This window comes from Paraburkholderia nodosa DSM 21604 (assembly GCF_000519185.1).
Taxonomy (GTDB): domain Bacteria; phylum Pseudomonadota; class Gammaproteobacteria; order Burkholderiales; family Burkholderiaceae; genus Paraburkholderia; species Paraburkholderia nodosa.
The window spans coordinates 76,982-101,033 of sequence record NZ_JAFA01000032.1; the positions used below are offsets into that span (position 1 = coordinate 76,982).

Here is a 24,052-nt window from a genome sequence, read left to right on the forward strand (position 1 = left end):
ATGCAAATGACTTGCCTATGTAAGCAGCAAATAGACAACGGGTGTGCCGTTGTCTGAACGGCACACCCGCTACCTCGAAGCAGGTTAGCGAGGCAAAAGTCTATGGTTTTGGCTCGGTGACGAAGCCAATCTTCGTCAGGCCACCAGCATAGGCAGCAGACAGCACCTGTGCCACCGCTTCGTAGGCCACTTTGCGATCTGCGCCAAGATGCAGCTCCGGCACAGGATTCTCGCGTGCCGCCGCGGCGATCTTCGCGCGCAACGCGTTGGGTCCTACGGGCTGTCCGTCCCATAGCACGGTGCCATTGGCCTCGATCGACACATCGACCTGCGTCGACTTCGCGTCCTCCTTCTGGCTGCTTGCGTGTGGTAGTTCAATTTTCACCGCATGGCGCAGCGCGGGGATCGTCACCATGAAGACGATCAGCAAGACCAGCATGACGTCGACGAGCGGCGTCATGTTGATTTCGCCCATCAGACCATCGTCTTCGTCGTCAGTAAATGGGGTGATGGCCATTGTCGTATCTCGAAGTCAGTCGCTACCGGTGGCGAGCCGCAGGCCGCTGTCGTGGACCGACGGCGAGAGGCTCGAGCCGGTCACGAAGTACGCGTGAAGCCGATGCGCGAACCGCCTCAGCTTTCCGGCGAGCGCCTTGTTTGCGCGCGTCAGCGCGTTGTAGCCCAGCACAGCGGGAATGGCGACGAAGAGGCCGAACGCCGTCATGATCAGCGCTTCGCCGACGGGGCCCGCGACCTGGTCGATCGACGACTGGCCAGTCGCGCCAACCGCCAGCATGGCGTGATAGATGCCCCACACCGTACCCAGCAACCCGACGAACGGCGCGGTGCTGCCGATCGATGCCAGGATGGAAAGACCGCCCTGCATGCGGGCGACGCTCTCGTCCATGGTGTCTTTCAGGCAGCGCGTTATCCAGTCCGATACGTCCATGCGTTCGCGCAAGAGCGGTTGCGCGCTGCGATGATGATCGGCTGCCTCCTTGCCGGCCAGCGCGAGTGCGAGAAACGGGTTTTCTTGCGCCGTGGTTGTGCGGCTTTCCGATTGCATTGCCCTGTCCGTGAAATCGTCGAGATGTCCAACTGTTTGATCGATGTCACGGGCCAGTCGCCTGAGTCGGATGACATTCCAGCCCTTGACGATGATCACGCTCCACGAGAGCACCGACATGACCAGCAGTGCGAGCGCGATGCCGCGCGTCACGAAGTCTCCGGCTACCAGGAAGTGCGAAATACCATAGTTTTGCATGACGGGTTCCGTATAAACGTCTGCGCTAGTTGTTCAGGGCGAACACGAAAGGAACAGACGTCGGCACACGGCGCGGCGTACCGTTCTCGAGATACGGCTGGCACGTGCTGTCGCGCACGGCGGCAAGTGCCGCTTCGTCGAGGCGGCTGTGGCCGCTGCCGCTTTTCAGTTCCACGGATTCAGGCTGGCCCGTCAGTCCCACGATGAATTTCACCATGACAGAACCTGTTTCGCCTCGTCGTAGCGAGAGCGGCGGGTAGGGTGGCTGTGCGATGCTGCAGTGCAGATGCGAGATGTCCTGCGGAGCGGCCAGTGCGATTGTTGGGCGGGCGGAGACGGCATCGGGCGACGATGCGGCGGCCGCGGCCACGGGCTCTGCTGGTCTCGAGGAGGGAGAAGCGGCTGGCTGTGCTGCGACGGGTTCGGTTGCGGTAAGCCTGCGCGGTGATGGGGCCATGGTTTCATGCAGCGTCGTCACATGATTTGTTTTCCTTATATTTTGCGGCTGCGCCTTTGGCTTCGCAATGTCGAAGGATGTCGCACGGTGCTCGAGCGGGGAAGGAGGCGACTGGACGACGGCGGGTGCCGTAACCGGTGCGGGACTCAGCAGTTCTGCCGTGATCGTGCGCGGCTCGGCGGGAGGCGGCACAGGATCGTTGCGGCCGCTCAGCACCACCGCGAGTAGCACCGCGTGAATGGCAGCGACGACAACAACGGCGCTCGTTGCGCGGACATTCAGTCTGTCGGGCGATGCCGGTTCGCGATCGGCAAAACAAGGAAGCGAAATCTGCATGCGGTAGATCCGGTTCAAGCGGTTCGCTTTAACGAACGTCTGCGCAGAGCATCGATGTCAGCGGGCGGCTGCCCCTATGGACAGCCGCCCGCCGATGCCAGCTACTGTGCGCCTGGCGCAACGGGCGTTGCGACCCCGTCAACGCAACGCCGGGACGACATGCTTCGCTCAATCGTCATCGTCGTCGGCGGCAGCGACCGTCTTCGCGCCGTCGGTCGTGGGCTTCGTATAGACCGAGTGCGGCGCCGGATACGGCTTGTTACCCATCACGCCCGCCCACAGTACGCGGTTGAACACCTCCGGCGGGACGCGATCTTCCTTGGAGAAGTCGAAGCCCTTCGTCGCGTTCGCCCAGTAGGTCGCGTCATGCAGCGGATGAATGTCCGGGCCCTGTGCATACTGGTTGCCGTCGTTGCCGCCCGAGGTCGGGCCGGTCGCCACGTTGCCCACGTTCGTACCCTTCAGAATCGTCGATGCAACGGCGGTGTAGGTCCACGAACCATCCGATCCGGTGTCGAAGACATCGGCCATCGGTTGCGCATACGCCGTGTTCAGGTCGATGTGCTGGGTGCCGAGCACGTCTTCCATGGTGCGGACCGCGTTGACCTGGCTGTATGCAGTGCTGACCACGGCGTTCTTCTTCACATACGCGCCGACGACATAGGCCGGAGCACGGTGCGAATCGACGTGATCGGAGCCGGCCTGCGAGTCGTCTTCGACTACCACGATCAGCGTGCTCTTCGCGTACGGGCTGTGGGCGACCGTCTCGATCAGCTTGCCGACCGCGAAGTCGTTATCCGCTTGCTCCTGTTCAGCCGTGCCCATCTGGCCGACGTTCTGCGCATAGCTACCGGTGTGATCGGAACCCATGCGGACGAACTCAAACGACGGGAGATGGCCGTTCGCGACGTACTGCTGGAACTCGCGGTTCCATTCGAGTTCGCGGAACGTGTCCGGATAGGCCTGGTCGAAACCGCGGTAGTACGGGTCGGTCAGGGTGACGAGCGACGGCTTGAGCGGGTAGACCTGAATATTGCCGGAGGCAAACGGGGTGAGGAGGGGGCTGGCGATCGTGCCGATCGAGCCGGTGTTGTTGACCATGCCGCCGTAGTTGCGGACCGTCCCGCCGGCTTGCAGCACCGCATCGTAGATGCTCGCTTTCTGGTAGCCGAACGGGGCATCCGGCACCGAGATATCGGCGATCCCCGGCAGCGCGTTGGCCGTGCCGCCCGGCAACGACGACGTCACCGTGGAGTAGGCGCCGCCCGAGGCGGCGTCGCGCATGGCGGTCGTGGCGAGGCCAACCGGCAGACCGCGATTGGCGCCTTCGGATTCATACGACATGCCGCGACTCACACCAGCGTAGTTCTCCTGCTGCGAAACCTCCTCGGTCGGCGTGACGTGCGCATGCTGCACCCACGACCAGCCGTCCATCGAACCATCGCCCGGATCGGCGAAGTTGTCGATCGTGACGAAGTTGCCAGCGATATTGTGGAAGTTCGGCGTGGTCGACTTGCCGTACATGGTCAGTGAGGGATCGCCGTTCGAGCCGTTGCCAAGGTCGCCGAGAATCTGGTCGAAGGTGCGATTTTCCTTGACGACATAGATCACGTGCTTGATGTGATCACGCAGGAAATGCATCGTCTGGCGATCGCTTTCTGACTCTCTCACCGAGTAGTGATTGTTTTCAGCGACCTGGCTGGTCAGCCGGGCAAGCGCGTCGCCCCTCGGGACCGGCGCGCTCACGAGGCTGCTCTGCTCGAGACCAAACTGGTACTGCGCCGAGGTACCCGAGGTGTACAGCGGGTTCGGGCCGGTGTTCGACTTGCCGTTGATGATGTACATCTGCGACCCGTCGGCGCTCAGCGTGATGTCCTTGGGCGCATAGGCGGTCGGGATCAGGCCGGTGACGTGGTAGCCTTCGTCGCCGTCGAGCGAGATCACGGCGATCGAGTTGTCGCCGTTGTTGACCGCATACAGGGTTCTGCCGTCGCGCGACACGGTCACGTTCACCGTGTCGCGGCCGCTGTACTTCTTGTTGTTGCCTCGGCCCTGATCGTCGCCGTCGCCGTTGCCGGACTGGCTGGCGATGTCGATCGTCCTCTCGACCCTGTGGCTGGCGGTATTGATGACCGCAACCTGGTCGGTGTTCGCTACCGCGACGTAGAGCTTCGACTGATCCGGCGAGAGGGTCATGCCATAAGCATTGCCTTTCACCGGGATGCGAGTGATGAATTGCGGTGCGGCCGGGTTCGACAGGTTCAGCACCACGACTTCACGGTCCCGCACCGACGAGATGAACGCGGTGTCGTCGGATTTCAGTGAAACGGCCCACGGGTATTCGCCACCTGCAGCGCCTTGCGTGCCCGACGTGTTGAACGGACGCAGATCATATTCCGACGTGACCGTGTTCGTCGTCGTGTCGATGATGGTGATCGAGTCGTTGTAGTTGTTGGCAACGACGAGGATCCGGCCATTGCCGGAAAGGGCGAGACCACCGGCGTTCGGCTTCACACCGTTGCCGATACCCTTGCTGTGATTCAGGGCGATGGCAGCGGTCTGCGACCATTGGGTCGACGGAAGAGCGGACGGGCGGCTGTACACGTAGACCGCGTCGTCAGCGCCGCCAGTGCCGTACAGGGTCTGGTTTCCATTCCAGACGAGACCATCGAACGCGTTGTTCTGGTGAATGGCCTGGACAAACTTCGGGTTGGCCTTGTTGGCGCCCGATACGTCGTAGATGAAGATGTACTGAGTCGAGTCAGTTTTGTCGAGCGTGCTGTTGCTGGCGCCCGTGTAGACGGTGTTGTAGCCTGCCGTAATCACGGCCAGCGTGTTACCGTCCGGGCTGAGTTGCGACCGGATGGCGCCGCTGACGACCTGGGTCGGCTTTGCCGCGAGTTGCGGGTTGAGCAGCTGCTGCACAGCACCCGGAATGGCTCTCGGGGAGATGAACTGGCCCGTCGGCAGAAGTTCCATGTTGCCCTGCGGCGGTGCTGCAAATGCAATACAGCTAGTCAGTAATCCTAAGGCTAAGCCAGATTGAACGACGTTACGATTCATTTTGGTTCTCTCCAGATAATCAAAACAGAAAAGCCAAATTCGATTCAAACGGAATCATTTGTCAGGTCTGTTGCCCCTGATTGCGGAGACGTGCAAGTGATTGGACCAGGTGGGATGTATTGCAATGGCGCCATCCCGGCGCTTTCAGCCCGGTAACATTTAGTCAGTTTCGAATGTCAATCGAATGACATGTTCTAAGCGTGGATATTCAGAATGCGAATCGTTCTCTGTTGCTTGGTCAGTAATTTCACAAACTCGATATCGGTTATTTCGACATGCTAATTGGTAGTGTCATCGATAAGATGAGGTCCGAGTGCGATACGGGCATACGCTTACGAAGAGACGCCGCGCGAAGTCCGGATCAAAGCACTTATCGAAGACCGGCAACGCACCGGAAATCCCGGCGAAATAGCACAAGAAGGTGTGGTGGGCGTGCTGACACAGTGTTGATGGTTTGCCGCCGTCGTGTTCGATCTCGTTCATCATGTGACTGGACATGGCAGGAACGCTCAGAACATCGGACTTGGAACCGGAGTGTGTTGCTGGCCGTTATGGTGCGCAGTCGGGACTGGGTGCATCGTGGCACTCAATGCCTGTGGGACTGCGCCGCCAGTTCGCTATACAGATTACGAGTCTTGCATGACAGACAGGTGAAGGTTGTAAAGGGCCGCCATTGTCTCGTTGCGTTTGCAAGCAAGGTGCGACGCAGATGCTTCGATGCATGAGATGGCTCTCTACTCACATGCTGACCCGCGCGTCGAAAGCAGGCTGGCAAAATGGGCAGTTTTACCGGTGTTGCTGGTCGAGGTGCGCTACGTCGAAGACGCACTGTACCTTTCTAAAGCCCTTTATTTGCCTTTCATTTTGCGAGGTCGGGGGAGTTTCCTGAAGGCCGGCCTCCCCAATGCCGAATTCCACATGTTCAACCGCATTGGTTACTGGGTGCAGTGGGGTTGCCGTTCTGAGGCAGTATTGGTGCCGGTCTGAGTCCCATGCATGCGGCTGGCATTGACCCTGAACGCCGCAACTGCGTCGCGCAGTTCCAACGCCTGGTCGCTCATCGACTGCGCGGCCGCGGATGCCTCTTCAACGAGTGCGGCATTCTGCTGCGTGAGCTGGTCCATTTGAACGACTGCCTGATTGACCTGCTCGATACCCGTATGCTGTTCGCGTGATGCGGCCGCGATCTCGCCCATCAGGTCAGTTACGCGTTGCACGGAACGCACGACTTCTCCGATCGTCAGCCCTGCTTCGCCAACCTGTTTCGCACCGGTATTGACCCGCTCGACCGACACGTCGATTAGCTCCTTGATCTCTTTCGCCGCACTGGCGCTGCGCTGCGCCAACGCGCGCACTTCAGCTGCGACCACTGCGAATCCACGGCCCTGTTCGCCGGCTCGCGCAGCTTCGACCGCGGCGTTGAGCGCCAGAATATTCGTCTGGAAGGCGATGCCCTCGATCACGCCGATGATCTCCGATACCTTGGCGGAGCTATCGGAGATTTCCTGCATCGTTTCGACTACGCGCCCAACTACGACGCCGCCGCGAGTGGCGGTCTCGGACGCATTGATCGCGAGCGCGTTCCCTTGCTTTGCGCTTTCCGCATTTTGCCGAACCGTAGCGGTCAATTGCTCCATGCTCGAAGCCGTTTCCTCCAGCGACGCCGCCTGTTCTTCGGTCCGGGTACTGAGGTCCGCGCTGCCGGTTGCGATCTGTGCAGACCCCGTGACGATGCTCTCGCACCCCGCACGCACTCGTCCGATCAGGCCGGCGAGGTTCGCATTCATGTCCTTTAGCGCTCGCAGCAACATCGACGTCTCGTCGCGTCCGGCAACGTCGATCCGCGACGTCAGGTCACCGCGCGCAACGGTTTGCGCAATCGTCACCGCCGTGCGCATCGGAACGGTGATCGATCGAGTGATCACGACCGCGGCGCCTATGCCGATCATCGCCGCGACCGCCATCATCACCGCGGTCGCAGTCAATGCCGTGTGATATGAGGAGGCGGCCTCCTCGCGTGCTTTCGCCGCTCCCTGGCTGTTCAGTCGAACACTTTCCGTAATCAGGTCTAAAGCCGTCTGGAACGTATGGCCGGCACTGCCGTTCGCAACAGCACGCGCTTCGGCGAAGGCGGCCTCGCTGGCTCCATCGGAGAGTTCAATTACCCTTGCGTCCTGTGTAACGTATTCGCTCCACGCCTGCTGGATGCGTCGATACATCTGCATTTCCTCTGGCGACGCAATAAGCTTCTGATATTCCTGCATCGCGATCTCAAGTTTTGCAATCGAGTCATCGTGCTGGGAGCGTTGCCCCTGACGCGCCGACGCGTCAGGCTCCATTGCCAGGCGAAGGGACGTCCGGCGTACGCCGTTGGCGTAGGCCCGTATGTCGCCGAGCGTTTGAACTGCGGGTAACCACTGATCAGCAATCGTCTTCGTTCCGTTCTCGTATATCCGCGAGGCCTGGTATGTTGCGAACGCGCCCGTCATGCATAGCAAAACGAGAAGCAGGCCGAAGGCTGCGCCAAGCCGCATGCCGATGCCGGCGTTATGAAAAGTGCTCTTCATCAATATTGTTCTCCGCGCAACGTTTCGTGGGAGTCGGCGCACGCTGTGACCGACGCAATGTGAGATGACATCAAGGCATATAGCGACGCAATACGGCGAGCACATGAAGAACAAATGCGCTTGCCATGCGCGGATGCCATTTGCGCAAGAGAGTTATGTGCACAAACGAACCTGTCGCCGCGCACAACCTTCCTCCAGTTATTTTCATGAAAAGATAGAAAGCTATTGATTCTTGGGGTTGGAAGTAGAAGACCGAGGCGGCTTTCATGTGCATTGCTTATCATACATATTCCATTCAAAGAAAATCTAGATGTCGTTGCGTACGCAACAAACTCTGAGAACGCTCGAGTCGGATGGAAGAGGTGGTCGCCGGTTCGCCCATCGAATAGGCCTCAACGGACTCGCGGGATGCGACACGGCGAATGCAATGCGCGCAGATCGATAGCCTCAGTTATCGCAACGCAGTCCGCTCGTGGTGGTTGCGGGCGGTTCAAAGTAGTCACGGCGCACAACCTTTTCCATATTCCTGTCACGAAAAGAGAAAAGATGCGCGTCGCTTCGAGCGAAGCGAAAAATAAAGTTGAAAGTACCCATCAAGTTCTCCATCGGGCAACCGAAATACAAACGTTCAAGTGAATTGGTTGCATACGCAACTAATAGAAATGCCTGATCGGAGAATCAAGCCGGTTGCGCACTCCAGCATTATGTTTTTGAGTTTTTGCCATTGCGAAAAAAGTCGAACGAAGAGCAAGGGCAAACATCCGCATGACGAAAGAGTCGGTTGCACACGCATCGGGAGACATCATGGAATCAACGGGCGCGTCATTACGTTCGCTTTACGCCAGAGCCGACAAACTCATGATCGTCGTGATCTGGGGGCTGTTCGTCATTTCCTGTTTGCTTGCAGAGAACACCTTCACGTGGGACGCAGTCGCGTGGATCGGGCTGCCCACGGTGCTGACCGCGTCGGCGCTGGTGCGCTGGCATGGCGGCATGCTTCTCACGCGGTTATGTATTGCGGCGAGCCTGATGACATTCGCTGCGCTGCAAATCTATCAGGAGCGCGGATTGACCGCGATGCACTTCGGGGTCTTCGTCCTGATGGCGTTTCTTCTCGCGTACAGGGACTGGCGGCCTGTCGTTTGCGCGGCAATCGTCATCGCGTTGCATCACGTTACGTTCAATTATCTGCAGGTTGCCGGGCTCAACGCATACTGTTTTACGCGCCCCGAGCTTTCAGTGGTCTTCCTGCATGCCGGCTATGTCGTCGCAGAAGCCGCGTTACTGATCGTGATCGCGAGACGCATGGAGATCGACGGGTTGACGGGGAGGGAGCTTGCCTTGCTGGGAGAAATGCTCTCGCGTGAAGAGGGTAAGTTCGACCTGCGCCTCCCGCCGATGACGCTCAAGGGTGTCAGCAGCCGTACCTTCAAGAATACGCTGGATGCGATCCATCGCGCGTTGCAGCAGGTGACCGGAATCGTTGACCGGATGGCCGAGTCATCGGAGGACATCGCGGCCGAAAACCGGCTGTTGTTCGAGCAGATTGCGGCGCAGGCGAACGGGCTCAAACAGACAAACATTGCGATCGTGCAGATCGCCGGTCGCATCGGGAGCAGCGCAGAACATACCGCTACGGCAAATAGCCTCGCGAGAGAGAGCTCGGCGGTTGCTCATCAGAGCGGGAAAGCGGTTAGCGAAGTGGTAAGCAATATGAGCGAGATCGAAGCCGCCGTTCAGCGCATGGGGGACATGATCGCGACCATAGAAGGCATCGCATTTCAGACCAATATTCTTGCGCTCAACGCAGCGGTTGAAGCGGCGCGCGCGGGAACGAGCGGTCGCGGGTTCGCTGTGGTCGCATCCGAAGTGCGTACGCTTGCGCAGAGGAGCGCCAATGCCGCCTCTGACGTCAGGCGCCTCATCGTCGATTCGCTGGGGAAGGTCGATCAAGGCGCGGTGCTCGCCAGACGTGCTGGCCAGGCCATGGAACATGTCGTCGAAACAGTGGGCAGCGTGGCCAGATTGATCGAACAGGTAAGCTCCGCGAGCGACGCGCAGAGCGGTGACGTCAATCAGTTTAGCCGGGGCGTCGATGAAATGGACACCGCGCTGGAAGGCAACGTCGATCATGTTAAGAAGCTTGCGCAAACGTCCGAAAGCCTGAATGAACAGGCGCAGAAACTGCGCTCGGCAATTTCGGCGTTCCTCGTTGAGCCCGCGGAAATGCGTCTGGATTAACCAGTAGTTTCAGAAGCAGCGAAACTATCGGCTGATTGGGGCCTGCCTGCAGCCAGCGGACGCCCTGGCAACGTCGGCTCAGTGTGAAAGCGAATAGGGCATATCGACCCGTTGCGGCCGCTCGACATTCTCCAATGCGGACGTTCGCCCACGAGTCAAGCCGATGTCGTGCCGTCTTCACCAGAAGCAGCGTCCTCTGCGCGGATCGGCGTTTGCGGGTCGGCGCCGATGCTTCGATGGCATATAAAGGCATTGTCCGCTATGCGCGCGACCGCGGGTGTAACTTTGAGCGCCCCTTAATCACGCACGATGGCGTGCGGATCGATGGTGTATGGATGCACGGGATTGTTGGGACCAATCTCGGCAGCGACGCGCGACAGCCAGGCAGCGAGCGCAGGATAGGCTGGCAGGTCGATACCGACATCGCCTGCGAGGTGCGTGTATGCGTAGACCGATATGTCGGCAATGGACAGGCGACCACCGACCAGGAAGGTCGCCTCCGCCAGAGACCGATCGAGGGCTCGCAGCGCCTTCGTGGCGGTCTCCTGTTTGGCTGGGACCATCGCAGCATTACGCTTCAACCGCCCCGTCAATGTCCAGAAACGCAAGGAGCCGATGACCGATTCGATGTAGTACTGCTCGAAGCTGAGCCATTGAGCAACCTTGGCGCGTCCGAAGCGGTCAGATGGCAGGAAGTCGGTCCCATCTGCCAGAAACTGAAGGATCGCATTCGACTCGGACAGAGCGCGGCCGTCTTCCAGTTCGAGCACAGGCACGGCGCCTGAGGGGTTGAGCTTGAGGAAGGCGTCAGTCTGCCCCGCTCCCTCGAAGATGGAGACCTCTTGGGTCGTGTAGGGAATACCGAGAAGGCGAAACAGAACCCGGATCTTCCAGGCGTTCTGGGAGGGCAGATAGTCGTATAAGCGCAGCATGTCGACTCCTGAGTGAGGAAGCCCAACTATGACTGATGTGGCCCGCGCTCAACACTCCGGATATTGCGCTTAAATTCATCGGGTAACGGAGCCCGCGCGAAGGGCCTCACATGGCTCTTAACTAATTAACCCCGGACGAGTTCGCCCGACAGTACAGCCTTCGGCCTACGGCCGAAAGCTCATGAAAGGCCGGACACTAACACCGCAACGTGCCCAGGAAACCCAGGCGGTTCATGAAAAACACCCCAAAACCTGGACCAATGTCCAATTTTTGGGGTGCAATTTACTAGCGCGGCTTTTCTTGGCCCGGGGTAATGCGTCCACTACCCCGGTCTTCTGAACCTGCTATTAGAACCTGTGGTACATGCCAATGTTGGCTTGAACCTGGTTGCCGCCCGATGCCGTGTTGCCGAAGTCAGCAGCCGAAGCCTGAGCGCCCTGAGCGTGAACGTACGCGCCCATCACGTATACCGAGGTAAGCTTCGACAGCGCGTATGTAGCACCCAGCGACGCCTGGTTGATCGAAGCCATCGTGCGACCTTCAGCGGCTTGCGCAGGCGTGGCTGCCGAACCGTAGACGTACGTGTATCCAGCAGCCAGCGACAGCGCCGGGGTTGCCTGGTACTGCAGAAGGGCACCCACTACGTTGAAGTGGATCGATGCCTGGCCATCGTTGCCTTCATATTGAGCGTTCGAGTAGCGCAGGCCAGCCGTGTACGGACCAAACTGGTATTGGCCAGCGATTTGAGCGATGCCCGCGCTCTTGAACGCATTGCCACCGTAGTAACCCGAACTCGGATAGCCCAGCGCACCGCCGAACGACGGTTGCGCCGTTGCGTTCTGCCAGCCGTTCTCACCCTGGTTTGCGGCATGGAAGTAGCCGCCAGCGACCGTCAGACCACCTTGAGCGTAGTCCGCAGCCACCGACCACGATTGACCCGAACCCATAGCACCGGCAACGCCGCCGAACGAGTACGCGCCTTCAGCCTGGAAGCCCTTGAAGATAGGCGAAATGTACTTTACGGCGTTGTTCTGGTTCGTCGTGTTGTCGTTGTTGTCCACGTCGCCCGGGGTCGAGAATGTCGAAGCCGAAACGGCGTCGCCCGTCAGGCCTTGAACCATTTCCGTCACGGCGTCGATCTGGCGACCCATACGCAGAGTACCGTACTGGTCCGACGTGAGGCCTACGTAGGCCTGGCGGTTGAACAGCGAACGCGAGGAGCCAATGGGGCCCTGGCCGCCGATGCCACCGCTAGCAATGTTGAAACCGTTTTCGAGCTTGAAGACCGCTTTGAGGCCGCCGCCGAGGTCTTCCTGACCCTGGAGGCCCCACTTGTTCGACCCCGAGGCACCGCCAACGAGGGCGACTTCCGAGTGGCCATTCACGTTCGAGGTGTAGCTGATACCTGCGTCCAGCATGCCGTACAGGGTGACCGACGACTGTGCCATTGCTGCCGAGGATGCGGCGAAAGCGGCAACAGCGATAACCGTTGCCTTGATGGTGCTGTTCTTCATCTGTAATTCAGTGTCCCTGAGTATCTTTTGGATTGGTTTACTTGTTACTGCGCGCCGGAGAATACGGCACCTCCTGCAAACTCAAGAAACGAAAAAAAAAGACTGTCGCAAAAACGTAACAAAAGGGCGCAATGTCTTGTGCGGCGGGCGATCGATGGACTATTTCGTACCAGGTCGGCAACGGCGGATGGGTGACCGGCTTCCGGCTGCCGCTGACGTTTGAATGTTCGGGCGAACCGTTCTGTGACCGACGCTTCAAGGCCGGCAACTGCCTGATACGGTCGACCGTAACCGATCCCGAGCCGCGGGTCGTGCAGTCGGTATTGCGAGGGCGCGTATTTGAGTGGAACGGTCATTCCATACCGTCACTCGATGCCAAATCATCGGCCCTACCCGACAGTCATCGTCCGATTGCCTGGCAAGCCATCGAATCCGTATGTGCGGCTTCGCACACTGCGCTCACCCGGTTAGAGCCGGGACCTGGCTGGTTTACCTATCCTCGATGGTATCTCGTGGCTTCGCCCGACGGCATGGACGATGCGGAGAATCCATGCCGGCAAGTGGGCGACGAACCGTCGCGATGTCGAGGCGTCCACCACGAAGAGCGGGCGCGCCACGAGTCGGCATCGCCATCGTAGAGGGGACATTCGCCATGAAATTTATCGTTCAATGGAAAGGTGAGCCGGCAATGCAGCAGGCTGCAATTGAGCGCTTCATAAAAACAGGCGGTCAGCCGCCCGACAACGTCACGATGGTGGGCCGCTGGCATGCAGCCGGCGAGTTTAGGGGCGTTGCAATCGTTGAAGCGACGGACGCCAGCGCAGTCGCGGCAATGACGGTCCAGTGGGGGGATGTCTTCTCCTTCACAACGGCGCCTGCACTGACTGACGAGGAACTCGGTGCTGTTTTGGCATCTCAGCAACGGTCGGCAAACTGAAATCCACAAGCGTTGGATGGCCGGGCCTGGAGCGCGTCGAGGGGCGCGCTCGGAGCATATTCACGTCATGCCTTTGCCACCAACTCGACGTCCGGCGTCAATGTGGTTGAGCAAGCGGTTATCAGATCAGTGACAAAACATCACAAAGTCCAAGCCTACGCCAGGATGCACCAGACGCTGGACTGCTCCGGCATGACGCGCAACGAAGCCGCTACCAAGCCGAATTGCTGACGTAGAACCCAAGACGCCCCAATGCTGGCAAAGGCTGAATTATCCGCGTAACTCGCCCGCCGGGTTCCGGATTAATGCAGCCGTTCCAACGGCCGGTTTATTCGCTCACTTAACGACAGGTCATGGCCAAACTGGGAAATCCATCGGAAGGCCATGCGCAGCGGATTGCCTTCACCTACAAACTTCCGTAGTCGACCCAGAGCGGTCCGTCGACTCTCTGCATAGCGGACATTCCCTCCGGCGAATCAGCCGTTGAACTTGCGGTACCAAAAGATATCTCGACCAGCAACGTCAAAAGCATCAGGCCATGAGGGCTCGTTCCGCCCAAGGGGAACGCAACCTACTTTGCGGCGCCCTTTGTCGCCTGCGTTATGAACTCGGCTTTGGCTGCTCTCGCCAACTCTTCGGGTATCGGTGTGCTACGAACGGACTTGTCCAGTTCTGCCAGCTCACTGCTGCGGGCAATCAATGCGGGGTACACTTGGGTCAAGCAATACTCGCCAAGGCGCTTGTATTCCCGTTCTGCGGCCGCGGCGTCTTGCTCATACATGTCAAACATGGACGCTTCCACCTGCTGCAGTTTGCCTGAATATGCGTCATTGTCTGTGCCTCGAGCCAAGGCGGTGAAGAAGACTTCGCGTAAGCTTGCTTCTTTCATCGCCTCGTAGACCACCTCGGCCTGCTGTGTGTTCAAGCCACCTTTCAGCAAAAGATCACGGTCGTATGTGAACCAGTTGCGCTCGTAGATTGCTTTCTCGCACGCAACAAGTTTGGTCTGCCCGTCCGCATCTTTGTACGCTCCAAAACCATCCTCAACGTCGACGGCCATGGCATCGAGCGGCCACATCGCGTGCGCGACGAAGAGCACTGCAAGCAAAGATTTCATCATCCTCATCTTTATTGGATACTTCAAAGATCGCAACAGCAACCGACGAATTGGCGATCGTGGCGCAGGCATTGAAAGGCTGATTTAGGCCGGACATCGTAGTTTTCCCGCGCAAGCCAGCCCGAAAAAGACATCGTTTATGGAGAGATGACGTCCAATTTTGCGATAACACCATTTGTGTTGCTCAGGATGCAGTGTCTTCCTATCTCAACTACGTTTGTTGAGATGACGTGCCTCAACCTTTCTTCAAACGTAGATTTTTTCATTCCCTGCTGTTCGTACTGAATCCCATCCTCAATGGTTTTGCTTGTTATGTCATTGGCCAATTGGCTAACGGGCTCGCAACGCAACCTGATGGGGTTGCCATAGAACATTCCGCTGATGCCAGTGGTCGTACTATCGTCAATGCCCTTAAGGATAGGTATTCCGCCGATGCGAACCGCATAGATATCATGTGCAAACATACCTTGCGCCATGCACAGGTCATATGGTGACGAGCTTCCATCAACTCCATTCATCGACAGACACACATTTTTGCCATTTTGTGCGGTCAAGAGTGGCTTGACGAAAGGCTTGCTGTGTTTGTCGTTTTCTTTTTGCTGACTGATCGCGTCATCGACTTGCTCTTTTTCCCGAGTCGTAAGAGGCGTAATTGTGACAGTTATAGTCGATTTTATATTTAAATCATAGTTCGGATTGTCGGGCCAATTCTTTTTGGCTTGATTGCATGCAAGCTGTACTTCAGGACCGATCATCCCAGTTGGCGGAATGTCTCCGAGAACACGATGGTCAGCCGGAACTTCACTGGATTTGATCAAATCTCCAGTCCATTTCCTGTCGTTGAAACCTAACCATCCGTATCTTGCGTTCTTGCAATCAATCAGATAGTGCGACTCTTTAACCTGAAAACCATACTTGATTGATGCTTCGCCATTTTTGTCGAAAACATTTCTCTCCCAAGCTTCGATAAGACCATCATCAGTCTGCCTAACGGAGTTGAGATCAATCTCTGCTTTTACGGAGATGGTTAAAGAGGGCGGGGGCGTTGCGTTGACCCATTGAGGCGGCGTGGTCGCGTGTGGATCAGCAGGAATGGTCGATAGGTGCTCTTGACTCCGCTCCGACTGACCTACAGTTCCGCACGCCGCACATATGACAGTTAGGAACGCACAGAAAACAGAATATTTCATTCTCGCCTTTATGATTGATACTGGTGCCGGCAAAAGTTGCGCGATAGCGGTGATATATCGGTTATCGTCCTGAAAGTGCTTTTCTTTAGGCACCCGTGACCTGTTGCGTATTATCCGTAAAGCCATTGTCGACAATCCGTGGCAGCGCGGCGAATGTCTCTTCATGGCCGCACTCGGAAGTTCGTCGCCCAACGCTGCTCGTTCATCATACCGCCCCTCCGAACTTCCGTAGTCGACTGTGGATTCAACCGGTCGATGCAACACACTAGAACCTGCGTGAGCAGTGGAGGTGTTGCAAATGAAACAGCGACCGAGAATTTACTACTCCGAGAGCCAGAAGGCGCCGATGTGGGACCGCTGGCGCAAAGGCGAGACGATTCATCAGATTCCCACGCCGTGTGAAATCGTTTATCTGACGGTAATGGTGGACTTTGCAACTCGCAAAATTCTCGCGGACCCGAGGACTCTAACGCTGTGGGAGGGGCGAAATTGATGCGTTTGCGGCTTACCGCGATACGCGAGCTGCTTACGTCCACGACATCTTCGGCGTCTGGGAATGGCCGGAACGGTTGGAGTCGATCGCTCGTGAATACGGCTTGAACTATTCGACCGCAATGGAGGGCATACCGGTGCGCTATTTGCCCGGCTCCGGGACCGGTTGGCCCTGGTACATCAACACCGGAGTTGCCGCCTTATGCAAAGCCTTGCTGCGTGCGCGGATCAACGTTCACGATGAGCGCACCCTTGGGCTTCTGAGCTGCCTTCAGAACGAACAGCGCCGCACGGCCCTTCTTCCGACCGGTGGCGCGGCATATCGGGGTGCGTGCGGCGGATGCCCGATCGGCAGCTTCATCCGGCCAGCAGACTTGTGCGCCAAAAGACTCTGTTCGCGCGCTGGCTATACGAACATATAGGTTTCTCAACCTATGACGTAACTTTCGCATCCGCATGCACGTTTGTAACCGCGGGGGCGTTGCGCTACTTTCGAGTCGTGGCGGAAATCGCGGGCGGCTACCGCAGTGGGAGTAAGCAGATGGGCTCTGTGCAAGGTTCGACTTTTTCAACCACCAACCCGTCCCCAGAGGGGCTTGGGATGAACTGCTTCATTAATAGATATCAACGAGCGCATCCCATCGGAATCGACCGCGGTTCCGACCGATGAGCGCAACGCGCGATTGCCCATCAAGCGCCGAACTCGCAAGGGCGAACGGCAAACCCGAAAATCCGCGCGGAACCGCGAGGCCGGGCCAACTCCAACCGTAATCACTGCACGCCCACGCCACGAATACGTCCCGCTTTGACCAGTTGCCGCGATTCGAGGAATCAAATCATGCATCCTCTTATAGCCATTTGGCAGTATCGGTGTATCCGGTGCGTGAACATTGACGGTATTGCTCTCGCCTCGGATCGAATATCAGCTAGCTGTGCGGCCTGCTTGAGTATGTTCTTTGCTGGTCCCCCCAGCACTCCGTGGACCGAGCTTCATCTCACTTGCTTGTCCGGGCCGAGCCATGTTGACAATCGACGACCTCCGCGCGCATCCACTGTTCTCAACCCTCTCAGACGACGAACTGGGGCATCTCGCGAAAACATCCGCGGACCTGCAGTTGTGCGCAGGTGAATACGCGGTCCATGAAGGTGGGGAGCGCGCGCTGTACGCTGTGCTGTCCGGCAAGCTGGAAGTGAGCAAGACGTTCGACGGCATCGAACGGACGTTGGGCTGGCGCCTTCCCGGAGCTATTTTTGGCGAAATACCGATCGCGCTGAATTCGACGTTTCTCATCTCATATCGAGCGGTGGAAAAGTCACGCGTCATGTGTGTCGACCTCCAGCGCTACTACGCACTCGTAGCCGTGTCACCGGAGATCGGGGTTAAGATGGGCGCCCTCGCGCGCGAGAACATCGGCGGCTTGCAGGGCATTGCCGCCGAGCCGCGCCAGCCTCGCGTGACGATGGTGGGCAGCCGCTGGAACGTCGATTGTGCGGCGTTGCGCCAGTTCCTTGCGCGCAACCAGATAAGCTTTGACTGGATAACGCCCGACGAGCTCGAAAGGTCGGGACGTTGGCCGGGAATCCGCCCGTCAGAGGACGATTGTCCTGCGGTAAGACTGGTGAACGGCACGGTGCTCACCCGACCGGGGACGCGCGAACTTGCTGACTTGTTGGGTTTGCATACGCAGCCGCGCTTCGCCGAATACGACACGCTAATCATCGGTGGTGGGCCGGCCGGCCTCGCGGCGGCTGTTTATGGTGCGTCGGAAGGCTTGCGTACCGTAGTGCTGGAGCGCGAGGCGCCTGGCGGGCAGGCCGGGACTTCCTCGCGCATTGAGAACTATCTCGGCTTCCCCAACGGGGTTTCGGGCGACGAACTGGCAAACCGCGCGCTGCAGCAAGCAATGCGACTCGGCGCGGAGATTCTCGTGACACGGTCGATCGCCCGGATCGATGTCCACGCGCGTTACGTTTACCTTGACGGAGGCGATGTCCTTCGGGCGCGGACGATCATTCTTGCGACGGGTGTGACGTGGCGCCACCTCGCGATCGAGGGTTGCGACCAATTTATCGGCAAAGGCATTTACTACGGCGCGTCACGCAGTGAAGCGATTGGTACTCATGGACTCGATGTCCACCTGATTGGTGGCGGGAACTCGGCTGGCCAGGCCGCCCTGTACTTTGCGAATCATGCGCGCACGGTGACGCTTGTCGTGCGAGGTGATTCGCTCGAGAAGAGCATGTCTCGCTATCTGATCGAGCAACTAGACGGAAAATCCAACGTTATAGTGCAGCTCCAATCGGAAGTCGTCAGTGCGCATGGCGATTCCTGTTTGGCTGCGATCGGCGTACGCCACGGGTTGCATGGCGCCGTACATCAGTACGACTGCGGTGGTTTGTTCGTTTTTATTGGCGCTGATGCAGAAACCGATTGGTTACCAGCCGAAATCGCACGCGACAAGCGTGGATACGTTCTTACCGGCGACGACGTCGTTAAGGCCGGGCGCTGGTCCTGCAGCCGGGATCCCTACCTCCTCGAATCGAGTGTTCCTGGCGTATTTGCCTGTGGGGACGTGAGATTGAGCCAGGTAAAGCGCGTCGCTTCAGCGGTCGGCGAGGGCAGTATGGCGATCGCGTTCGTCCACAGATATCTGCAGCAGAGTGCCACGCAACATTGTGCGCGATAGCCGGGCCCCGTTTATGAGAACGGCGCTTGAGTCGATGCCGGATCGAATGCCCGGGCGGAGCAGAAATTATGTATCCACCACAATCGGAGCGTAGCGGTCCGCTGTTGGGTCCATCGGACGTTCAAACGTATGGGTGTGAGCGTGGGCGAGTGGCTGGAGATGGCCGACTACTGCCTGATGCGGCTGGCCGTAGCCGGCCCCGTTGCGACCGTCGAGGCCGCCGGATTCGGCGCCCCGTAGCTGTCGTTCAACGTCGCAATTGAGCTGGACCGCGCAGCGGGATTGGAATGACGGACTTGGTCAGCAATTCAGTAGCCATCCACAAGCATTCGCCTGGCGCGGGCGCGGCACGCTCGTCTGCGACGACTTCTCGGGCTACAAGGCACTGTTCGACAAGGGCGTGACGGAGGTTGACTGCCTCGCCAATGTTTCCGAGCTCCGCGGCGCGTAGAGGATGTCTATCCCCGTTTCGCGGCGACTTCGGCGGCGGCCTTGCGAATTGCGGCGAGCACTTCGTCGGGGCGCGAGAGCATCGGGACGTGACTGCTCTTGACTTCCACGATCGTGGCACCCATGCGCTTCGCGTAGGTGCGCTGCAATTCGGGATGGACGGTGTGATCCTCGGTTGCGAGGATGTACGTCGAAGGCTTCGACTTCCAGGCGTTTCCGTCCAGCTTGTGGGTGAACAGGTCTGCTGCCGGCGCGAAGTGGGTCGCATAGACGATACCTTGTTCTTCTTCGGACAGGTCACCAGCGAAAGCCGCGGGCCCGTCCGGTTTCAGCCAGACTCGGCCAGCGGCGACTTCGACGTGATTGAAGATGTCCGTCGTCGGAAACTTCTCCTGTTGTTCCTGCGCGGTCTCCGTCTCTTCCGGGCATAGCGCCGCGATGTAGACTAGCGCGGCAACGCGAGGGTCCATGCCGGCGTAGGTGATCACCGCGCCGCCGTAGGAGTGGCCGACGAGAAGGATCGGCTCGCTGACCCGGCCGAATGTGCGAATGGTTGCCTCCACGTCGCCTTTCACCGAGTCGAGGCCGTACTGCGCCGCCATCACTTCGTGGCCATCCGCCCGCAGCGCCGGGATCAGCTTGTTGAAACACGATCCATCGGCCCAGATGCCGTGGCAAAACACGATGCTTGGCTTGTGCGATGCGTTCACTTTGCTTACTCCTTTCAATGGAAAAGCGATGCCTGCCTCCAGGCTGGTGCCGGCGACAAGCAACTGGCGACGAGTCGTACCAGAGCTCGTCAGAGATACTTGTTCATTTACGATTGGCTCCACACCGCGCAAACAGTTGCGGCGGCTTCAGCATCCTGGATCGCGCGAAACATGTTGCCGAGTGGAGCGGTACGAAAGGCCGATGAGGAGCACCGGGGCGACTCCCCGGCCGAGTGCGCCGCGCAGCACGGTGACGTCGCCGGCGTGCATGTCGAGGCCGTACTGCGCCGCGATCACGTCGTATCCTTCGGCAGGCAGGATCGGAATGACTTTGGCGAAGCACGAGCCATCTTCCCAGATGCCGCGAATGAAGACGATGCTGACTTTGCTTGGCGTGGGCATGGTGGCGTTCCTCGGACGAAGCAACCATTGACTAGCGATGCCGACAAAATCAGCCTATACAGAGGCGGGCCGTGGGGGAAATACTTTTTATGCTGCAAGCATACCGTTGAGGCATGGGAGGCTCGGATGGAGCTTCGTCACCTGCACTTTTTCGTGGCCGTCGCCGAAGAGGGCAGTCTGTCAAGCGCGGCCGAGCGGCGGCTGCATACCGCGCAGCCGTCGCTGAGCCGGCAGATGCGGGACCTGGAGGCGGAGGTCGGCGCCCGGCTGATGGAACGTCATGCCCGTGGCGTCGAGCTCACGCCTGCGGGGTATGTATTCCTCGATCACGTGCGGCTCGCATTGGCGCAGATAGAGGTCGCCTGCGAAGCGGCGCGCCGTTGCGAGGTGCCCAGGAAGCAGGGCTTCGTCATCGGCTTCCTGCTCGGGCAGGAAGCGGTCTGGCTGCGCGAGGCATTGCGCATCCTCCGCGAGGAGGAGTGCGATGTCGAGATCACGCTCGTGACCAAGTCGTCGCCGGAGCTCGCCAACGCGCTAATGCGGGGCGAGCTCGACGTCGCACTTCTGCGGCACGAGGCGCTGACCGCCGGCCTCGTATTCAAGCGCTTGGTGGAGGAACCGTTGGTAGTGATCCTGCCGAAGCACCATCGCCTCGCCGCGCGGAAATCAGTTCGGCCGCAGGACCTCGGGGGCGAGGCGTTCGTCAGCACGGCACGAATCGCGCCGGTGCTGAAAGGCGTGATCGACGCCTACGCGGCCGAGGTCGGCATCACGCTGAGGCAGACCTACGATGCCGAGACCTTGTCTGGGGGCATGTCGCTGGTGGCATCGACCGGTGGCTTCACCCTGCTGCCGCAGTACGTACGTAACGCGCTGATCCCGACCGTCGTCGCCCGCCCGTTGTCCGGTACCGCACCGACGATCGACCTGATGATGGGCTACGCGAAGACGAACCCCTCGCCGCTGCTCCAGCGCTTCGTCGCACGCGCCGATGAACTGATCACCGGCTCCGTGCCGGGCACAGACACACCGTCCCGCTGACGTGGCGCAACCCCGGCCAATGTTCTCGTACGCACACCGTTTCATTGGCATTGGAGCGCTTCCCCGCACGCCTCTCCCGACCGCTTCTAGCAAAGCTCCCAGCGCACGCAGCGCCGTCGCCCGTTCGGTCGGGTGACTACCTTCCTGCAGGCGCCGGTCATCGTGCCCTGGGAGAAACTCGCCGCTCCATACTACGGTGACGGATCTCGTTCGTTCCGGACGTCGCAGCATGAGTAGCGGCGCCCAGACGCTCACCTACGATGTGCCAGAACGGCAACGGCACCACGCTAGAGGCAAACATCGCATTTGAACTGCACCGAAGCGGACGCCCGTGGTCGACCGCTTGTGGGCGCCGGTTGCTGCCCGATGCGACTGCCCGTAGTCGACCCCTGAACTGCCGTTCAGGCTCGCGACACTGCAACGTCTGCTCCGGCTGTGCAAGCGTCGCTCGCCCTAACGGACTCGGCTTAGTGGCTTAATGCACTCCAAGGTCTGACTGAAGCCTTCTGAGCTTCGATGGGGTGACATTGAATTCGCGCTTGAACCAATGTATGAGATGTGAGCTGTCTGTAAAGCCGCACTCGTATGCGATCTGCGTAATCGATCGGTCGCTGTTGACCACCATCCATTTTGCGGCATTCAGGCGCATGCCCCTCCAATACTGAAGGGGCGCGACACGCAGATGCTTCCTGAAAAGTCGGGTAAGTTCTCGCTCGGTTGTCCCGATCGCCTGTGCAATGCCTGCAATCGAACCTGGCTCAAATGTACGTTGCCTCATCAAGCCGACTGCGTTCACGACCCGCCGGTCCGGGCAATGCAGGCCGATCTCCGAGTCGTCCTTCATAGCCTGTATTTCCTCGAATCCCCGATCGGCCATCAAATAGTGAAGTGCCTTGTGCGATCGCGTATTTCCACAGTGGGTCGTAACCAGGTGCATTGCAAGGTTGATCGCTGCAAGACCGCCCGGACATGTAATGAATCCGCCGTCCGCAACGACAGGGGCATCCGTCACAGCGATGACGTCCGGAAAGTTGCTCTGCATCGCTTGCGTGAGCGAGAAGTGAACAGCGCATCGCTTTCCGGCCAGATATCCCAGTTCGGCAAGAACGAATTGACCTGTGCAAAGCCCGACGACGGGGACGCGTGCTTCAACGCAGGATTGTATAAATCGGTAAAGCTCGTCGGGGATCGGCTCGGTACTATGAAGCAGCCCGCCGTGCACCACAACGTAGTCATATTCGGACGGATCGCCGAAGAGTCTGGTCGGCATCATCGAAAAACCGCAACTCGATCGAATGGGCGACATCTCGTGAGACAGAAGGTCCCACGAGCAGTAGATTTGCCTGCTGAAGTCCGACTCGTCTGCCGACAGCCGCAGAAACTCGACAAAGCACGAAAGCGACATCAGGGTGAAGTCCGGAGTCGGTGCGATGCCGATTCTGAGCGGCGCATCGACCTCTGGCGCGGACTTGGCCGGTCGCAGAAAGGAGTAATCGCCCCGCATTGGTTGCCTCCATTACCGTGCCACCGATTGTCCGAAACGTACAATTTTTTTTGACTGTGGGCAATTATAGTTTTCCGCATCAACAGGCAAACGGCACGGAGGCGCCATCTTGAAGATCACGAAAATCTCTCTCTACCAGGTCGACCTACCTCTGAAAGAGGGTTCCTATAGCTGGTCGACGTTTTCGTTCGCGTCGTTCGACTCAACCGTGGTCATCGTCGAAACGGACTCCGGGCTCACCGGTGTTGGCGAGATTTGCCCGCTCGGACCGGCCTATCTGCCCGCCTATGCGGAAGGCGCTCGCGCAGGCCTCATCAAGATTGCGGAGGGCCTGATCGGGGAAGACCCGTGCCAGATTGGCCGGATTAATGTTCGCATGGACGAACTTCTCAAAGGTCATCCGTACGTGAAGTCAGCGCTGGATATGGCGTGCTGGGACATCCTCGGGAAGGCGACCGGCCAGCCGGTCTACAACCTGCTTGGCGGGCGTCTTCAAGACGCGGTCAAGCTCTTCAAGGTGGTGAGTCGGCAAGACCCCGATGCGATGGCACAAAAAATCCGGGAGTATCAGGACCAGGGCTTCAAACAGTTCCAGATGAAGGTCGGTGCGGGTGCAGATTCGGATATCGAGCGAATCCGCAAGGTGTCTGCTGAACTACGCCCCGGCAACGTCCTGGCGGCAGATGCGAACACCGGGTGGCGGCAGCACGAAGCGCTACGCGTTGTCAAAGCCATTCGGGACGTCGATATCTACATCGAACAGCCGTGCCCCAGCTATGAGGAATGCCTCACGGTCAGGCAGCATACGGATCATCCAATGATCCTCGACGAATGCATGGAAGACATTCGCTTGCTGATGCGTGTGGGCGGCGACAATTATGTTGGCCGGTCGTTGACGATTGTTTTGGCCGGTGGTGAGGAGTCGCAGGCGGCGTAGCCGCCGGAGACGACGAGCCACCGGCAGCGCTGCGTCGGCGGGGCTTTAGGATGGGCTGATCGAAGCTTAAAGAAGAAGCGGTCAGCTCATGTCTGGAACCCGCATCACCGACCAACAGGTTCGTCTCTACATGAACAAGCGCAAACACCATCCGCAGGAAGTCGCGGCCGCCAAGACTGGCATCAGCGTGCGTACGGCACGCCGCATCGA

Annotated in this window: 21 protein-coding genes; 7 read left to right on the forward strand and 14 right to left on the reverse strand. The window is 59.0% G+C overall.

Translation table 11 applies throughout. The features are described from left to right. Positions 1–100 precede the first annotated feature (100 nt). The 4 genes from A3CW_RS0133340 to A3CW_RS48340 all read right to left on the reverse strand — a co-directional run bounded on the left by A3CW_RS0133340 (position 101) and on the right by A3CW_RS48340 (position 5,036). Positions 101–517: an ExbD/TolR family protein gene (locus A3CW_RS0133340; RefSeq protein ID WP_028207438.1), complete on the reverse strand. Its 417-nt coding sequence runs from the start codon at positions 515–517 to the stop codon at positions 101–103. Between the two features lie 15 nt (positions 518–532). After that, the gene (locus A3CW_RS0133345) at positions 533–1,264 is read right to left on the reverse strand and encodes a MotA/TolQ/ExbB proton channel family protein (RefSeq protein ID WP_028207439.1); all 732 of its coding nucleotides are present in this window, start codon (positions 1,262–1,264) and stop codon (positions 533–535) included. Between the two features lie 25 nt (positions 1,265–1,289). Beyond that, the gene (locus A3CW_RS48335; RefSeq protein WP_035514686.1) at positions 1,290–2,057 is read right to left on the reverse strand and encodes an energy transducer TonB; all 768 of its coding nucleotides are present in this window, start codon (positions 2,055–2,057) and stop codon (positions 1,290–1,292) included. Positions 2,058–2,225: 168 nt separating this feature from the next. Continuing rightward, on the reverse strand, positions 2,226–5,036 hold the full coding sequence (locus A3CW_RS48340) for a bifunctional YncE family protein/alkaline phosphatase family protein (RefSeq protein WP_245623813.1): 2,811 nt from the start codon (positions 5,034–5,036) through the stop codon (positions 2,226–2,228). Positions 5,037–5,846: 810 nt separating this feature from the next. Here A3CW_RS48340 and A3CW_RS52650 point away from each other — a divergent pair. Continuing rightward, the gene (locus A3CW_RS52650) at positions 5,847–6,107 is read left to right on the forward strand and encodes a hypothetical protein (RefSeq protein ID WP_154678100.1); all 261 of its coding nucleotides are present in this window, start codon (positions 5,847–5,849) and stop codon (positions 6,105–6,107) included. Here the strand turns inward: A3CW_RS52650 and A3CW_RS48345 are convergent. Together A3CW_RS48345 and A3CW_RS52655 are read right to left on the reverse strand one after the other, a co-directional pair. Next, positions 6,056–7,687, reverse strand: a complete 1,632-nt coding sequence (locus tag A3CW_RS48345; protein WP_063750887.1) for a methyl-accepting chemotaxis protein — start codon at positions 7,685–7,687, stop codon at positions 6,056–6,058. The genes A3CW_RS52650 and A3CW_RS48345 overlap by 52 nt on opposite strands. Positions 7,688–8,134: 447 nt before the next feature. Further along, the gene (locus tag A3CW_RS52655) at positions 8,135–8,281 is read right to left on the reverse strand and encodes a hypothetical protein (protein ID WP_154678101.1); all 147 of its coding nucleotides are present in this window, start codon (positions 8,279–8,281) and stop codon (positions 8,135–8,137) included. Between the two features lie 210 nt (positions 8,282–8,491). Between A3CW_RS52655 and A3CW_RS0133365 the strand changes: the two genes are divergently transcribed. Continuing rightward, positions 8,492–9,928, forward strand: a complete 1,437-nt coding sequence (locus A3CW_RS0133365; RefSeq protein ID WP_028207441.1) for a methyl-accepting chemotaxis protein — start codon at positions 8,492–8,494, stop codon at positions 9,926–9,928. Between the two features lie 296 nt (positions 9,929–10,224). On the opposite strand, the gene A3CW_RS0133370 is transcribed toward A3CW_RS0133365, so the two are convergent. The 3 genes from A3CW_RS0133370 to A3CW_RS52660 all read right to left on the reverse strand — a co-directional run bounded on the left by A3CW_RS0133370 (position 10,225) and on the right by A3CW_RS52660 (position 12,731). Continuing rightward, positions 10,225–10,860, reverse strand: a complete 636-nt coding sequence (locus tag A3CW_RS0133370) for a glutathione S-transferase family protein (RefSeq protein WP_028207442.1) — start codon at positions 10,858–10,860, stop codon at positions 10,225–10,227. A 348-nt stretch (positions 10,861–11,208) separates the two neighbouring features. Beyond that, positions 11,209–12,375, reverse strand: a complete 1,167-nt coding sequence (locus A3CW_RS0133375) for a porin (protein ID WP_028207443.1) — start codon at positions 12,373–12,375, stop codon at positions 11,209–11,211. Between the two features lie 44 nt (positions 12,376–12,419). Next, a complete protein-coding gene (locus A3CW_RS52660; protein ID WP_154678102.1) occupies positions 12,420–12,731 on the reverse strand; it encodes a hypothetical protein in 312 nt (103 codons plus the stop codon). A 296-nt stretch (positions 12,732–13,027) separates the two neighbouring features. Between A3CW_RS52660 and A3CW_RS0133380 the strand changes: the two genes are divergently transcribed. Continuing rightward, positions 13,028–13,312 carry a DUF3303 domain-containing protein gene (locus A3CW_RS0133380; RefSeq protein WP_028207444.1) on the forward strand — a complete coding sequence of 95 codons (285 nt, stop codon included), beginning with the start codon at positions 13,028–13,030 and terminating at the stop codon, positions 13,310–13,312. Between the two features lie 571 nt (positions 13,313–13,883). Here the strand turns inward: A3CW_RS0133380 and A3CW_RS0133385 are convergent. Together A3CW_RS0133385 and A3CW_RS52665 are read right to left on the reverse strand one after the other, a co-directional pair. Beyond that, a complete protein-coding gene (locus tag A3CW_RS0133385) occupies positions 13,884–14,432 on the reverse strand; it encodes a hypothetical protein (protein ID WP_211254111.1) in 549 nt (182 codons plus the stop codon). Between the two features lie 134 nt (positions 14,433–14,566). Next, positions 14,567–15,619 (reverse strand): hypothetical protein, encoded by a 1,053-nt coding sequence (locus tag A3CW_RS52665; protein WP_154678104.1) that lies wholly within the window; start codon positions 15,617–15,619, stop codon positions 14,567–14,569. Positions 15,620–17,130: 1,511 nt separating this feature from the next. Here A3CW_RS52665 and A3CW_RS0133400 point away from each other — a divergent pair. Together A3CW_RS0133400 and A3CW_RS53455 are read left to right on the forward strand one after the other, a co-directional pair. After that, positions 17,131–18,798 carry an FAD-dependent oxidoreductase gene (locus A3CW_RS0133400; protein ID WP_028207446.1) on the forward strand — a complete coding sequence of 556 codons (1,668 nt, stop codon included), beginning with the start codon at positions 17,131–17,133 and terminating at the stop codon, positions 18,796–18,798. 259 nt (positions 18,799–19,057) lie between these two features. Continuing rightward, on the forward strand, positions 19,058–19,249 hold the full coding sequence (locus A3CW_RS53455; protein ID WP_028207447.1) for a transposase: 192 nt from the start codon (positions 19,058–19,060) through the stop codon (positions 19,247–19,249). Positions 19,250–19,256: 7 nt separating this feature from the next. Here A3CW_RS53455 and A3CW_RS0133415 read toward each other — a convergent pair whose 3' ends face one another. Continuing rightward, positions 19,257–19,958 (reverse strand): alpha/beta fold hydrolase, encoded by a 702-nt coding sequence (locus A3CW_RS0133415; RefSeq protein ID WP_028207448.1) that lies wholly within the window; start codon positions 19,956–19,958, stop codon positions 19,257–19,259. A 147-nt stretch (positions 19,959–20,105) separates the two neighbouring features. Beyond that, positions 20,106–20,360 carry an alpha/beta fold hydrolase gene (locus tag A3CW_RS0133420; RefSeq protein WP_028207449.1) on the reverse strand — a complete coding sequence of 85 codons (255 nt, stop codon included), beginning with the start codon at positions 20,358–20,360 and terminating at the stop codon, positions 20,106–20,108. Between the two features lie 126 nt (positions 20,361–20,486). Here A3CW_RS0133420 and A3CW_RS0133425 point away from each other — a divergent pair, with 126 nt between their 5' ends. Continuing rightward, positions 20,487–21,401 carry a LysR family transcriptional regulator gene (locus A3CW_RS0133425; RefSeq protein ID WP_028207450.1) on the forward strand — a complete coding sequence of 305 codons (915 nt, stop codon included), beginning with the start codon at positions 20,487–20,489 and terminating at the stop codon, positions 21,399–21,401. 475 nt (positions 21,402–21,876) lie between these two features. Here A3CW_RS0133425 and A3CW_RS0133430 read toward each other — a convergent pair whose 3' ends face one another. Further along, a complete protein-coding gene (locus A3CW_RS0133430) occupies positions 21,877–22,905 on the reverse strand; it encodes a GlxA family transcriptional regulator (protein ID WP_028207451.1) in 1,029 nt (342 codons plus the stop codon). A 109-nt stretch (positions 22,906–23,014) separates the two neighbouring features. Between A3CW_RS0133430 and A3CW_RS48360 the strand changes: the two genes are divergently transcribed. Next, positions 23,015–23,842 carry a mandelate racemase/muconate lactonizing enzyme family protein gene (locus tag A3CW_RS48360; RefSeq protein WP_245623814.1) on the forward strand — a complete coding sequence of 276 codons (828 nt, stop codon included), beginning with the start codon at positions 23,015–23,017 and terminating at the stop codon, positions 23,840–23,842. Positions 23,843–24,052: the final 210 nt, after the last annotated feature.